The following is a 13,228-nucleotide window of genomic DNA, read 5'->3' as shown; positions in this document are numbered from 1 at the left end:
GGTAAACTCAAGATGAATCATGGTGTTAGCTCCCTGTGGCACCCCAAACATACCGGCACGTATCGCACGCATCCAGCGCAAGAACGCGACACGACGGTTGGAAAAGGATTCGAGATGAAAGCCTTCCTTCGTGTTGTGTGGCATCCGCTGCGGTATCTGCTTCGATTTGCTTGGTTTCGGCGATTTGCGCCCGTGTGGCTCGTCGCGACACTCCTGCTGTGGGCAGGCACGGTGGAACTGCTGAACCGCGTCGGCTGGATTGGTGCGGTTACCGTGCTGAACGACCTGATCGTGGTGCGAGTCGTGATCGCGCTGGTTGAGGCGCTTGTCGGCACAACATTCCGCAGATCCGCGACTTCTGCAGTCGCCACCAGCTTCGACGACGTGTCCTTCGCGCCCAAGTCACCGAGCGTTCCGATGTATGTGACCGCACACGGCGTAACCCCTACGCCGGTCGGTGATGAATGGACAACCGCAACGAAGCTCATTTCTTGATCTCCGGCGGGACATCCTTCGTGTCGTAGTCGTCGTATTCCTTCATCCCGAGCGCCCGGCGCGGGGCATTCCATGACCGGCGGACGGTATCGGCAAGATCCCGATCCTCGTTCGCCGCATTCACCTCGGTCTGGGTCACGCGCCCCTCGCCAAGCGCCCGGTCCGGGCTCGCGTGCTTGTGCACGTCCGCGTCAAAATCCTTCGCGCGTTGGCCGATGCCGCGACCTTGATCAAGCGCGTGCTGTGCTGCCGAGATTTCGGTCGGCGACGTCATGTTCGGCTTGACCGGATCGGTCGAGGAGAAGCCCGTTGCCTTGACCCGGCCTCCGAAATCGCCGGCGCCAGCGGAGGTGTGGCCGGCACCAGCTCGACCACGCGACGACGATCCAAAGTCGTGGGCCAACTTGGGGGCGACGGCATCGTCATTGGCTCCGGCTCCTTGTGGGCCGCGCATGTTCTGCGCCATCGCTTTCCAGTCCAGATACTCGGCGGCCATGCCGATTACCTTGTCCTCGGACATCTGCCACATGCGCGTCGCCGAAACGTGGTTGCGCTGGCCGACCTTCATCATGAAGTCGGGATCTTCCGCCAGATTTCGCTCGATCGCGAAGCGCATCGAATTGCCGTCTGACGAAGTGGAACGCGAGCCAGCCTCGCTGTGCACGCCATGCTCGCGCTGGAACGCGCTTTCCGAAAAGCTAGACCGAGTTGCCGACGAATCATGGCGATCCGATTGCGACGATTGGGTACCAGTTGCGTTACGTGTGCTGGACGAACCCGTTTGGCTAACTTCGCTGCCCGACGATACCGAATCACCAGTGCGATGGTCCGATTGCGACGACCAGTCGCGATCGTGGCCGGCCGTGTAGTTTCGAATACCGGTTACTTGCGCCCCAAGGCTCAGCGAAGCGCCACCGCCGCGCCGGACAGAAGGTGCGCCTTCCGCCGCCGCTTGGTTGCCGCGCATGTTCTGCATCGCGGAATCGATTTGCTCTGCCGACGCGCCCCCTTGCTTCATAGCGTTGGCAACCCGACGCGCGTCGCGGTCACTAGCGCCGGCGCCCGGTGCGCGCGGAGTGGCGCCGCCCTGGGAAGCATCGATTCCAAGGTGACCACTCCCGCCGGCGTGAAGTTGAATACTGTCGGTGGCACCGATGCCCGTACCAAACCGTGTCCCGATCTGATTGGTTTGTCCGACGCTCTCGTCGTGCATTGCGCGGCCGCTGGTACCGCCGGACATCGTCGTCGCAGTTTCCGACCCGATGCTCTGAGTCGCACCGCGCTCGGACGCGTGCCCGAAACTCTCGCTGCTGCCGACCGAACTTCCCGAACGCGTCGAACTGCTCCAGCCCGACGTCGATGTTGTACCGCTAAACCGGTCGAAACTGTGACCAGAGTTCTGGGCATCTTCGAGCTGCATCGACGTCAGAAGGTGGTTCGCGAACTTCTGATACGCAGCGCGGCCGTTGCTGGATACCGACATCGTGGAACCGTCCGAAAGCTGGACCGTCTTCATGCCGGAATTCATCAGCATGTTGCCGTCGAACTTCTGCATCGTCGTAGTGTTGACCGATGCGGTGTCAAGGCCGGCCTGTCCCATGCTGTAGTTGCCGGACGCAATTGCGGCGCCGGCCCGCGAACCGGCGGTGGCGAAGCCACTCAAAGCTCGATCGGCCAGGCCGAAGATCGCGCCGTCGCCCATCTTGACGATTGCGCCCGCGATGAACGGCACGAGCACCACCATGTATCCGATCATCGCCTGCTCGTCGACCAGAGTCGAATCGAACGCCGAGGAGAGCTGGAACGGCACGCCGGCCGACAGGTGCAGCGCCGTCAGCTTGTAGTGCAGCCACATTAGTGACAGGTGGTTGATGATTGCGAACAGCAGCGGCCACAACCCGATCCACACGAGGATCATGAAATAGCCGCCGAGGACGTACTTCGCCTTCTCCTGCGGTACCACGATCATCAGCAAGACCATGACAGGGAACAGGGCGTAGGTGATCGCTTCGATCCAGTTGCGCATGTGCGGGATCGTTTCTTGGCCGAGCAGGCTTAGGGCGCTATTCGACCCGTTCGCCTGGCGCGCCGCTTCTGCCTCCGCGATAAGAGCGTTTGTGTCGGCGATCGCCGCCGGGTCGTCGTGCGCGCGCGCGATGCCGGGACCCGCGTCCCGCCAGATGTTGTTGAACATCGCCTGCTTCATGGCATCCGAGGCTGACTGCGATGCGTCGAGGAGCCACGAGTAGGACGTCGAGACGGTCGAGAGGAACATCTGCTGAGCGATCCCGTCCGAGCTCACCTGCGGAAACGCCTTGCGGCCATAAAATGCTTGTGCGTCCGCGACGGCAGCGTCCACTCGTGGCTTGAGAAGCAGCGCCACGTTCTGGCACGTATCCGTGACGGGTTGAGCCGTCAGCACGTTGTATGTAACGAAGCGGGCAGGGCTGGTATTGCTGAAGATCGTGTTCCACGTGTCCGTCGCACCGACGATCTGGCTGGGCGCGATCGCCCCGTCCAGGATGTCGTACTTCGTACACTCCTTGAAGAACTGCATCAGGTCGGCGCGGAGCGCAGGATCGCGTACCACTGCGGAATTCACCTGCCGCAGAATTCGGTGACCAAAGCCTACGTCACCCTTCGCGAGACCGAGATCATCCGGAACATTGAACGCGGTTTCGTACGCGCGCGTCAGGAACCCGAACGAAAGCGAGCTTGCCTGCGCGATTGCGGCAAGCGCCACCGGCACATGATCGACCTGCCGAGGGGGCTGGAGGTCCGTGCGATCGGAAAGCATCACTCGCGCGATCGGCATATTGAGAATCGTGACAAACGCGAACGCCTGAATGAACCACATCGCCATGTCGCCGTGGCGCCCCATGTACGCGAACATCGCGATGAGCAACGCAACGAGGAAGACGAACTTGATCAAGCCGGGCCACCCGCCGCTCGTCATCACCGATGCGACGGCGTTGAGCACGTAGTAGAGCGTTTCGACGTTCCAGTAGGTCTGGATCTCGATGTTCATAGCCGCCCCTTAGTTCAAGCTTTTGCCGAAAGCCAGGGACGAACGCAACGTCTCCGACAGGTTCGAGTCCACCGCGCGCTGCATCGCCGCTAATTCCGTGGTGAGCGAATGCGTGCTGACGGTGCGCGTGTACGCCTGCATCAGCGCTTCGTGCGCCGTATTGCGGATACGCTCGAGCTGCGGTTTCAGGTCGCTCAGCGCCTGCGTCTGTGACGAGTCAGCGAGCGCTGCATATTTCCCGATCGCGTCCTGAAGGTCCTTCGTGCATCGGCGAATGTACGTTTCGGCATATTTCGCCGCGATCAGGTCGATGTAGACACCCATCGTGCTGTCGGCAATCTGCGTGTTGTTGTAGCGCGTGCCGGCCGCCAACATCGCGTAGATCGGAAGGTCGGTAGTGTTCAGAAACGCTATCACCTGGCTCACGTCGTCGTGCGGCGATCGCGCAGCAATGTGGTCGACCATATTGTTCATTTTCGTCATCACCATTGATCGGAAGCTGCGGGTCGACAATTGATCGCTGTAGGGATTTAAGCAGCCATCGTCGGTGGTGGTGTCACAACGCCAGATCGGCACGTTGATCGTGTCGCCGTCTACACCATTGCCAATCAACGTCGCTACGTCGATGTCTGTCGGCATCAGGGGCTTGGGCGCCTGCGCGTTACCTTGCGTCGGGAAAATCATGCTGCCGACCAACGACATCAACACCATGCGTTCTTCGTCCGTCATCCCGTCGATCTTCTTCAGCGCCTTCCACACCACGTTGCCCGTCGGCAACACGTCCTTCGCCGCCGGATTGCTCTGCTTCACCTGGTCGATGACGTCGTCAGCCTTGTTCTCGTCATTCATGACGTTCGTCCACGCGTCAGTAACGTTCTCGAAGATGTTCGAGTCGACGCCGAAGTTCTTGGCGGCATCCTGCCGGCCGCGCGTCCACGTGTCAGGGAGTGCCGCGTTGACCAATCCCTTCGCGGTCTCGCACGAATCCATGTTCAGTCGATTGATCTGCTGCGCGGTCGCCTGCAGAGCCTGCATGACGTTGTCGCACGTAGGACACAGGTTTTGAATCGCAAGCTTGAAGCCGTAACCGAGCGCATTGGAGCCAATGTTGCGCAGCATCGCGACGAACTGCTCCTTGTTGATAAACGAGAATCCGCCCATGAACAGGTCGATTCCGCCACACCCGGCATTCCATGACGGAGGTGTCACGGAACTCAATTGATACGTGCGCTTGGGCATACGCATAAACAGCGAACCGCCCGAGTACATGTTGAGCGTTTGGCCTTGCAACGCCGCCGGACTGGTGTAGTTCCCTTGGGCGTTCACCGTGTCGAACAGCTGCTGCATCGACATTGCGGCCGCCGGTTGGGTGTATGCGAGACATGCGATCGACACGCTCGCCAACAGGACCTGCAGGCCGCGCAGATACCGCCGAAACAGGGGGGAAGCGAGAAGCTTAGGCATGTTGGCCTCCGTCATGCGAGACAGTTCGGGATTGCGGGCCAGGCCGGCCAGGCAGGCGCTCGGCCGACCCGGTTGTCGAACGGTCGCTTGGCAACGCGTGATGAATGACGTCGTCGAGGATGCGGCCCGCCAGCTTCTTGCCGACGCTGATAACGCGCTCGTCGCCTGGACGAAATACCCGTTCGTCGCTCCCGTCGTGGAACGCACCGTCGAGAGAAACCCAGCCGTGGGCGCGCGCAGCTTCGAGTTGCTCGTTGGTCGCATTCGTTGCCGGCCGCCATTGGCCCCATTGCTTGAAGAAGAACGGCACGTCGGCCGCTAGGCATTGGTCGCGCAGGTGGCGCGCCCAATCCGGATGAATCGGCCGCGCGCCGCGGCCGCTCTCGCCCCCAGCGATCAGCCAATCCAATTCTTCAAGCGCGTTGGTGCAATCGCGCCAATTCGCACTTGTGAACATGCCATCGAAGCTGACTGGACCAAGCAGAGGCTCCATGCTCAGGAAGCGCACACGTGCCGGCACCGCGAGCAACTTCGGAATTTCGCGATCGGCCTCGCCCTGGTTGACGATCGTTGCGCCGAGCCAGACGGTCGGCCACGCCAGCTCGTCCCACGTGTTGAGCCCGTGGGACAGCTCGTCGACTACCTCGTTAAGCATGTCGCGTGCATTACCGATTCTTTTCGTAAGCAACAACCAATCGAGATTTGGCGTGCGCGCAATCAGCTCGAACAGATCTCGGCGCCACGCTGGATCGACAGCGTTGTCGAACGGATCGCAGAGGCTCGGGAAGATTCGAAAGCGCTGTCCAAGCTCGCGTGCCTTCCGATCCCACCTCAGCGGCATCCTCCACGAGTCCGGCGCAGTGCGACGACGAGGTGCTCCCGCGCCCCAGTTCACCGCGGTGCGACCGCCGAAGCGCGCGTTGCGCGCCTCGGCGTAACAGTGGTCACAACCCGGCCCGACCTTCTGGCAGCCTTCCCACGGCGACCAGGTGTGGTCACACCACTCGATATTGCTGTTCTCGCTCACGAAATGCTCTCCTGGTTCACAACGGGAACTGTCCGAGAAGCCTCTGCCGCCACTCGTTCGAAGTAAAAGACGATCGGTGCCGCGGTCTCTACGACCAAACCGAAGCGACGCGCGTGGCGATAGGTTGGGTAGTTCTTGTTGAGCACGTCGAGCGTGCGGCTCAGCTTCCCGCGCCATGCCTCGAGATCCATCGCATGCTTGTCGATGTTGCAAGGCGCGCAGGAGGGCATGAAGTTCTCGATGACATCGAACTCCGGCCGGGTTGGCGGGCCCGACCTCCAGCGGTAACCACGGTCGGTCTCCACGAGCTTTAGATCGCGTCGTACGGGCTCGAAATGATCCGCATGCCAACGTTCGGACAACGGCATCCCGCAATAGGCGCACCGCCCGTCGTACTTGCCGCGCAATTCATCGCGTTGAGCTTTGGTGAGGCGGCTCATCCCGCCGCCTTCACGGTTGGCTCACCGTGGTGCCAGAGAAACGCGCAGTAGGCGGCGACGTCGAGCTGGTCACCCTTCGCCACGTGACGCATCAGTTGCTCCCGGCACTCGTCCATCCAGTTGGTCGCTACCCACGAGTCCGCGTATCCGTACTTGTGCTCGGCTTTCGCAAGCTTCGATGCCAATGCGATGTGAAATCGTCGGACCAAGTCAGCCGTACGCGGATGCAGGTCGTGCGGCATCGGGTCAGTGGCGCAGCCGGAGGACGGCAGCGATTCGGCCGCCGGGCTGTCGGAGTGACCTGCCGGATCGAGGAAGCTGGCGCCTTCGTCGGGATACTCCTCATCCCACGCATAGAGACCAGCTCCCGAATGACCTGCCGCACCAAACTGCACCGTCACGACCGTGGACTCGTCGACGGCTAGCGCGAGCAGTTGCAAAATCTGCATCCGATTCAGCCGAACTGCCGAGGAGATGCGTGTCGTCGCCACGTCCGGAATTTCCACACTGGGTTGGTCGGAATACATGCGAGCCTCCTTAGAAGGTCTGCCCGGGCTGTGTCCCGGTCAGCACGAACAGTCGGTTGACGATTTCTGATACCGACATCGCCCCGAAGCCGATCGCGGCGTGGTCGCCCGTCTGCTTCGAGCCAATGAAGAGCGCGGGCACACGCTCGACGCCCCATGCGACAGCCTGTGCACGGCCATCGGCCGGATGCGGAAACTCGTCGATGCCGCGGCCGTCGACTGAAACGCCCAAGACATCGATTCCGTATTTGTCTGCGAGCATCTTCACGGCCGGAGCCATCGCGTGGCAGTAAGGGCAGTCAGAGCGGAAGAAGAAGATCAGCCCATGGTCCTTGGCTAGGGCACGCAGCTGCGCTTCCTGATCCTGGTCGCGCTGCGCGTCGAACACCTTGATCGCCGAATTGTTTGCGGGCCGGGTCAACGTGTAGTCGAGCGCAGGGTTCTGCCAGACGACGCGACGCCACGTATCAGCAAAGGTCGAGCCCTTCTGCTGGGTCACCTGCCAAAGCTGCAGGTAGTCGCGGATGTGGTCGTCGGTTGGCTCCATCGTCGCGAGGTCGAGCCGGCGCGCGAGTTCCTTTCGCATCTGCTCTGCCGTTCGGATATCTGGAATTTCAATTCGCTGGGGCTCTGCGTTCGGTGCCGGCGCGGCCGGAGGAGCAGCTGCTGTGGGCGGCGCTTGGTCCACGTCGTCGCAGTACCAGTTGGTGCGCGGCGCGTATGGGCTCACATCGCCAGCACGGCAATTCCAGATCGACGGGTAGTCGAGCGGATTGTCAGCCGCGTGGGCGACGCCGGACAGGGCGATCGCGGACGAAAGAAGAATGGGAAGCGTAGGGCGCATGGTGTTACTCCAGGTCGCCGGGCGGGCTACCGTCCGCGCAGATGTTCATGTGCATGGTCAAAACTGCGTCGTCGCGGCCATTCGGGGTCATGGCACCCGCCTGAGTCCACACGAACTGAACACGTTTGCAGTCGGCCTGAGGCAGATCCCTCTCGACGGTCGCAACTACCATCAGTGCTCCAGTTGCCTGGAACTGGCGCCGAAACTGCTCCGCGATCGGGCCCGTCACGATCCCCTGCGCATGCCCATGGCGAATAGCGTCGGCAGTGAGCGCTCGCGTGTCGTCGTAGACTTGACCGTCACCCTCAGCTCGGGCCGACGAGATCGCAAACAAGGCGCTTAGCGTGAGCGCGCTGAGCCAACGCGCCGAGCGGTGAAAGGGTTGCCGATTCATGCCGAAGCCCCGATCTTGGCGGCCGGCTCGCGAGCGATTCGCCATTCAGGATTGAGTCGGGCCGCCTCTTGGTCGGCGGCCTCCGCGATCGCAGTTGCGACGTCATCAGCGCCGAAGTACTGGGCGGTAACAGCGAGGGACGCGCCTTGTCGAACTACGGCAGAGCACGCCTGCTGTGGGGTCACTTCGCCCAAAGCGATCCGTGCCGCCTGGTCTGAGGCAATGCGTTGGACGTGCCGGACCAACATCGCCAAAGCGAGTTGCGCGTCGGAGTGCGCCTGGTGCGGAAGGGTGGGTTGGCTCACGAGGTTCTCCCTTTATCAGCCGGGCCGATGTTCGGCCGGACGTCGGTTGAGTTGTCGGCGGGACGAGTCGCGCAGTCCCAGGCCGGAACGTGCTCAGCGCAGGCGCTACATACGCCCACGCCCGAGCGGTAGTCGACCCTCAGCCAGTGGCAAGGGATGCGGTTCGCGTCGCAGCAGGCATGGAAGTCGTCGCAACCACAGCCGATACAGATGGCACATTCGAGCAGGCCCGACAGTGCGTGATCGTGATGTTTGGCGGTCATTGCCCGTTCCCGTAATAGCTCTGCACCTTATCGTTCACGGTCTTTTGAACGCTGCCGGTGATACCGCCCTGATCGGGGTTCTTTGGTGCGACAGATGCGATGAATTCGGAAAAGTCGATCCGTGAGAAGTCCAGCTGCGTGATCTGGTCTGCGCTGAATCCCCCGCACTGGTCCATCGGCATTCCGAGTTGCGAACGGCCTTGCCGGTTAATCAGCTTCGCGAGGATCGAGTTGAAGCAGCAATGGTCTTGCTCCCGCTCGAGGCAGACGCCGAGAACCTTCTTCGTGCAACGCGTGCCCGTCTGGACGCAGAGGTTCTGGCCACGTTTCAGCGAGAGCGTCTGCTCGGCTGTATTGCATTTCAGCCACATCTGTACGAGCTGAATCGCGACCGACAGGGCGAAACTCGACGGATCGAATCCGACGAACGTGAACCCGGAAGAGAAGGAGAAGCTGAAGGTGAATCCGTACATACCGAAGGTCGGCGTGAAGCCGCCGCCAGAAAACAGCGAAGTCACGCTGTTGGCCGCGCCAATACCCTTGCTCATCAGCGTGCCGTCGATGTTCTGATACAGAGCGTCGTACATGTAGTGCGACCCGGTAGCCAACGCCTTACCCGTGCCGACCGCGAGCATCGCGTAGTTGACGAATGTCTGCCCACCATCGTTCGACGAGCAGCAATTCGACAGCGTGGCGCCACCGACACCTTTGATGCTGCAGGTCTCGTGGTAGCCCTTGAAGATCTCGACTGCCTTCGAACTAACGCCGTACACACCGGCCTCGCGAGCCGCCTCGAGCATCGCGACGGCCTGCCCAAAATCCTTGTCTTGTGGCGCGCTCGTGTCGAAACAACCCACCCCGTTTTGGCAGAAAGCACCTTTGTCGCACACGGTCTGATTCACGACCTGATCGGGCGTCGTCTTGCACAGGAACGTGTTTTCCTGGGTGATGCAAGAACCGTCGGCCGCTGCCGACAGGCACCGCGTGCTCACCTGACCGCAGCCACGATCCCGCAGCGCTTGACAATCACTCGACGTATCGGTCGACCGGCACTGGTAGCTCGCGGTGTATCTCCAGCAATCACGCGTCACGTCGACGCCTGAAATGTTCTTCGTCGACGGACCGTCGACGCACACTTCACTGATCTTCTGGCACATGGGCTCGGCGTGCACGATATGCGCGCCGCTGGAAAGAGCCGCCGCGGCGAGCAGTACAATCCGGAGAAGGAATCTCTTAGACATAGGACACCTACTGCGAGCGAGAATCGAGATACAGGCACTGGTTGTCCCAGTGGTCGGTGATCGATGTCTTCTGGATCACACCGGTAGCCCAGCCGTCGTTTTTCGCCTGCAGGACCGGTTTGAGCGGGCAGTTGTCGTTGATGTCGCACACGTTCATCAGCTCGGTCCACTCCCAGTAGATGTGATAGGCGCATCGATCGGAGCCCGGTTGACAGCCGGTCGAATCCTTCAGGATATATACCGGTACGTTGCGAATGGAGTACTCCCAGTCGGGATGAGTCATCACCAGCTGGTAGCCCAGCGGCCCGCCGACCGTCTGGGTCCAAGACGAAGGCGGGATGCTAGCGACATCCTTCGGAATCTGAACGGTGGCGTTACGCACCGTACCGCCGCGGATCCCGAATGCGTCGGCGGTCATCGCGATGTACGAATGGCTCTGCGCGGCCGGATCACACTTCGCGAAGATCTTCACGTGGTCTACCGCGTTGCGCGGTAAGTCGAGCGCTTGAAAGAGTTCTCCCGGCTGACAGCTCATCTGCACGTCGACCGAGAGGATCTTCTGGCACGACTGGTCGCCGAGGGTCTGGGTCTCGCTGCAGGTTTCCGTCGTTGTCTTGCCGGGAATCTTCGTCTGTTCGACGTGGCACTGCTGGGTTTCGCTACCCTGCGCGGTACCCGGGTTCGCGATAATGTTCTTCGATCCCGCCATCAGGGGATCCTTGTTCTTGTCGATCTTGAATTTCTGGCGCTGACCGGGATTGCGCGTCATGAAATTGACGGCATCGCATTCTTGCTGGTCGAATGCCGAACCTGCCTTGTAGGACTGGCAGGTGATCTGCTTTTGCGATCCGGCCGCGCCGATCGCACCCATGCCGTTGCCGAAATCGGCTGACTCGGGCGCATTCGTGTTGTAGTATGGCAGGTTCTGCTGGCCAGTCGTCGAGTTGATCGCACCAGCGGCCGCGTTCTTGCCATTGCCGGCGAAATCCTTGCCAGCCTGGAATGCGGCGTCGGGAGTGGATTGTGCGAATGCCGTGGACGCGAAGAGGCTCACGATGCAGAACATCGCGCGTGGAGCGCGCCTGCCATTCCGGCGCCGTGCTGCGGGTGCGAATGCAAACGGTTTCATCTCAATAACCTCCTGCGTGCGGGAGGGCCGCCGTCATGTCGCGGAGAAACGAGAGAACGGTCATAGCCGTCAGGAGGATCAAGAAATCCCACTTGAGCTCTGATTTCACACCGCTCCTGCTGCGGACATACGTGCGAACTCCGAAACTGATCAAAGCCACCACAGCGAGACCGGCCAAGAGCGGCATAGAAACGATATGAAGCAGGGACGGTTCCAGGAATCGGCACAAGACGAACATGAGGAAGGTCACCCCGACGACGATGTCGAACAGCGCGATCTGTGCCACAAGCTTCCAGTTCCCTGAGTGACGTATCCGCTCGCTCTCGACCTTCATCGCAAGGGCGATGATCACCACTGCAATAGCGAAAGTCGTCAACATGTCAGTGCTCCCCCAGGCTCGCCAGGATTCTGTCGGCGAGGGGTTGGTAATCCGACGAGCGGCGACCAATCTCGCGAAGCGCATACGCCACGGTCACATCGCCCGTCACGCCTGCAAAATTCGCTGGCAGCGAACAGCCTTCGGCATCGAGATCGAGGGCACGGTCCGCCTTGACGAGCACGATCGCCGGCACAGCCGTGATGCGGTACTGCTTGAACGCATTCGGGTTGACCTGCACAGCCGATGCGTCGACACCGAGCGCCTGGATCGCACTGACAGTGGTCTTGAGCGAGCCATCCTTGAAGCCGCGCAGCACGACGGCCCCGCCGGCGCGCGCGACGTCGCGCACCAGACGCTTGAGCGATTCGGCCGGCATGGACAGGCTGGCGAACGCGAGCAGTTCCTCCTGCTTACGCGACTGTGCACGCGCCGCGTAGCGCTGTGCGACGGCGAGAGGATCGAGCTGCGCGCGCGGCGGCGTCGGTATGGCCGGAAATGCGTTACCCGCTGTCGAACGGCCGAGATTCGGGTCGGCGAACATTGGTTTGCGCTCCCGCTCGATGCGTGCCCGTTCTGCAGAGATCTGCGCGTCCGACGGCATCGCGGCGACGGTGCCTGCGGCGTTGGCGATGATGGAAGCGCTCAACCCGATGATTGCGAGCACGAAGTTCCGCGGGCGGGCGAAGAAAGCGATATGGCTCACGGCAAGACTCCCAGGCAGCAGTTCTTTTTGCGGAACACCATGTAGGCGAAGTCTTCGCCCTTGTATGGATAGCTCTTGCCCGCGCCCCAAATAGCCGTCGTGCGCCCGTACGGCTGGCAACAGCGCCCGTTCGTTTTGGCGGTCTCCGGGATGGGGTACAGCATCTGGTATTTGTATTGGGTCTTGTCCATCACGGGCATTGGGTAGCTACCGCACAGCCCGCTGCCGCCCATCGTTCCCCACAGGAGTCCTTCCCGATGAAGCTTCGCGGTCATCCGCTGCACGAGCAGTGAGCTCGCCTGAACATGCGAGACGTGTGCCTGCACGTGACCGTTGAACGGATAGATCGACCCGTTGCAGCCCGCGCACCAGAAGAGCGCGTTGCTGCCGAAGCCCGCGGTCGACAGCACGCAGTCGCCGGCGCACGCAGCCTGTGCTATGGGGTTGCCGAATAGGAACGTCTCGGGGTTCAGCAACATCGTGAGTTCGTCGTCGTTCCACGTCGGATCGATTTCGGTGAGGTACGCGACATCGAAGTTGCCCGTCTCGAGACACGCGAAGTCGAGCAGCACCTCCAGCCAGAACAGGATTGGGTCGAGGTACCAATGCACCTGATAGCTCGATTGCTTTGTCAGATCCTGCTGCATCCGCACCTCACCCTCGGGCGTACGAATGCCCGGATCGATCTTGATGCCGCCGAGCGAGACGAAGCAGTAAGGCACACGCGTCACGTCGACACGACGTACGGGCTCCCAGAATCCGATCTTGATCCCGAGTACTGGACCGCATGCGCACAGCAGGCCGCCAGGGTTGTCGCCGTCCTCTTGGCCCGCGGTGATGATCGGTGTCCCGCCGAGCGAGATCGGGAAAATGCAGCTCCAGCAGATGTCGGTGATGGGGTTCGCGAATTTGCCGTTGCAGTTCGAGGACACCCCAGCCAATGCGGGACCGCTAGCAAGCACCAGCGCCGCGGCGAAGCAGATCATCGT

The 13,228-nt window shown here is 61.5% G+C and carries 15 protein-coding genes; 1 reads left to right on the top strand and 14 read right to left on the bottom strand.

The features are described from left to right. Nucleotides 1-114 precede the first annotated feature (114 nt). A complete protein-coding gene (locus tag DTA15_RS13260) occupies nucleotides 115-495 on the top strand; it encodes a hypothetical protein (RefSeq protein WP_020980049.1) in 381 nt (126 codons plus the stop codon). Here the strand turns inward: DTA15_RS13260 and DTA15_RS13255 are convergent. The 14 genes from DTA15_RS13255 to traU are packed head-to-tail and all read right to left on the bottom strand — an operon-like array spanning nucleotide 485 to nucleotide 13,225. Beyond that, nucleotides 485-3,523, bottom strand: a complete 3,039-nt coding sequence (locus DTA15_RS13255) for a conjugal transfer protein TraG N-terminal domain-containing protein (protein ID WP_006487373.1) — start codon at nucleotides 3,521-3,523, stop codon at nucleotides 485-487. The two genes, DTA15_RS13260 and DTA15_RS13255, sit on opposite strands and share 11 nt — an antisense overlap. Nucleotides 3,524-3,532: 9 nt before the next feature. After that, nucleotides 3,533-4,987 (bottom strand): conjugal transfer protein TraH, encoded by a 1,455-nt coding sequence (locus tag DTA15_RS13250; protein WP_006487442.1) that lies wholly within the window; start codon nucleotides 4,985-4,987, stop codon nucleotides 3,533-3,535. Continuing rightward, the gene (locus DTA15_RS13245; RefSeq protein WP_006487369.1) at nucleotides 4,980-6,014 is read right to left on the bottom strand and encodes a phage Gp37/Gp68 family protein; all 1,035 of its coding nucleotides are present in this window, start codon (nucleotides 6,012-6,014) and stop codon (nucleotides 4,980-4,982) included. Before DTA15_RS13245 ends, DTA15_RS13250 begins: the two co-directional genes overlap by 8 nt. Then, nucleotides 6,011-6,454: an HNH endonuclease signature motif containing protein gene (locus tag DTA15_RS13240; protein WP_006487377.1), complete on the bottom strand. Its 444-nt coding sequence runs from the start codon at nucleotides 6,452-6,454 to the stop codon at nucleotides 6,011-6,013. The genes DTA15_RS13245 and DTA15_RS13240 overlap by 4 nt, the downstream gene beginning before the upstream one ends. After that, nucleotides 6,451-6,981 carry a hypothetical protein gene (locus DTA15_RS13235; RefSeq protein ID WP_006487388.1) on the bottom strand — a complete coding sequence of 177 codons (531 nt, stop codon included), beginning with the start codon at nucleotides 6,979-6,981 and terminating at the stop codon, nucleotides 6,451-6,453. Before DTA15_RS13235 ends, DTA15_RS13240 begins: the two co-directional genes overlap by 4 nt. A gap of 10 nt (nucleotides 6,982-6,991) precedes the next feature. Continuing rightward, nucleotides 6,992-7,825: a conjugal transfer protein TraF gene (locus DTA15_RS13230; RefSeq protein ID WP_006487410.1), complete on the bottom strand. Its 834-nt coding sequence runs from the start codon at nucleotides 7,823-7,825 to the stop codon at nucleotides 6,992-6,994. Nucleotides 7,826-7,829: 4 nt separating this feature from the next. Further along, on the bottom strand, nucleotides 7,830-8,219 hold the full coding sequence (locus DTA15_RS13225; protein WP_006493947.1) for a hypothetical protein: 390 nt from the start codon (nucleotides 8,217-8,219) through the stop codon (nucleotides 7,830-7,832). Beyond that, a complete protein-coding gene (locus DTA15_RS13220) occupies nucleotides 8,216-8,524 on the bottom strand; it encodes a hypothetical protein (protein WP_006493941.1) in 309 nt (102 codons plus the stop codon). Before DTA15_RS13220 ends, DTA15_RS13225 begins: the two co-directional genes overlap by 4 nt. Continuing rightward, nucleotides 8,521-8,787, bottom strand: a complete 267-nt coding sequence (locus DTA15_RS13215; protein ID WP_174900806.1) for a hypothetical protein — start codon at nucleotides 8,785-8,787, stop codon at nucleotides 8,521-8,523. The genes DTA15_RS13220 and DTA15_RS13215 overlap by 4 nt, the downstream gene beginning before the upstream one ends. Next, nucleotides 8,784-10,028 carry a conjugal transfer protein TraN gene (locus DTA15_RS13210; RefSeq protein ID WP_006487422.1) on the bottom strand — a complete coding sequence of 415 codons (1,245 nt, stop codon included), beginning with the start codon at nucleotides 10,026-10,028 and terminating at the stop codon, nucleotides 8,784-8,786. The genes DTA15_RS13215 and DTA15_RS13210 overlap by 4 nt, the downstream gene beginning before the upstream one ends. A gap of 7 nt (nucleotides 10,029-10,035) precedes the next feature. Next, entirely contained in the window at nucleotides 10,036-11,157 is a 1,122-nt protein-coding gene (locus DTA15_RS13205; RefSeq protein ID WP_006487394.1) for a hypothetical protein, read from the bottom strand. Nucleotide 11,158: 1 nt separating this feature from the next. Then, nucleotides 11,159-11,536: a hypothetical protein gene (locus DTA15_RS13200; protein ID WP_006493944.1), complete on the bottom strand. Its 378-nt coding sequence runs from the start codon at nucleotides 11,534-11,536 to the stop codon at nucleotides 11,159-11,161. A gap of 1 nt (nucleotide 11,537) precedes the next feature. Further along, a complete protein-coding gene (gene trbC, locus DTA15_RS13195; RefSeq protein WP_006487447.1) occupies nucleotides 11,538-12,239 on the bottom strand; it encodes a type-F conjugative transfer system pilin assembly protein TrbC in 702 nt (233 codons plus the stop codon). After that, entirely contained in the window at nucleotides 12,236-13,225 is a 990-nt protein-coding gene (gene traU / locus DTA15_RS13190; protein ID WP_085964417.1) for a conjugal transfer pilus assembly protein TraU, read from the bottom strand. Before traU ends, trbC begins: the two co-directional genes overlap by 4 nt. Nucleotides 13,226-13,228 lie beyond the last annotated feature (3 nt).

Source organism: Burkholderia cenocepacia, assembly GCF_900446215.1.
Classification (GTDB): Bacteria; Pseudomonadota; Gammaproteobacteria; order Burkholderiales; family Burkholderiaceae; genus Burkholderia; species Burkholderia cenocepacia.
This window is presented reverse-complemented; position numbering and strand designations above follow the sequence as displayed.